1 pseudogene is annotated in these 381 nt (G+C 73.2%); it reads left to right on the top strand.

Annotation, left to right across the window (positions count from 1 at the left end):
- Positions 1 to 381 (top strand): annotated as a pseudogene (locus tag HUA74_RS45085) (molecular chaperone DnaJ); the annotation flags it as partial.

Genomic DNA, 381 nt, shown 5'->3' on the forward strand with positions numbered 1-381 from the left:
AGGAGCGCTTCGGAGGCGACCTGCTCGCGGCGCTGTTCGGGTTGGGGCTGCTCCAGCCGGCGACGGCGTTCACGCAGCTGTCGCAGCGGGCGCTGGGCATCCTGGGCAAGGCGCTGCGGGCGGAGTCCGGGACGTTCACCTTCGAGGCGCGGGACCTGCCCGCGCAGAAGGCGATGCCGCTGGGCAATCGCTGGGCGCTGCTCAGCGACCAGGTGCGGCGCATGCCGACGGCGGACCTCAAGCGGCGGCTGGCCTTCGTGCTGCCCATGCCCATCATGAAGTCCGGGGGCCGGGTGGCCTCCAGCGAGCTGCGCCTGACGCCGCACGAGGTCCGCGCGCTCTCCTTCATCGACGGGGTGCGCTCGCTGGGGCAGCTGCTCC

The sequence above is a fragment of the Myxococcus sp. CA051A genome (assembly GCF_013336705.1).
GTDB lineage: Bacteria > Myxococcota > Myxococcia > Myxococcales > Myxococcaceae > Myxococcus > Myxococcus llanfairpwllgwyngyllgogerychwyrndrobwllllantysiliogogogochensis.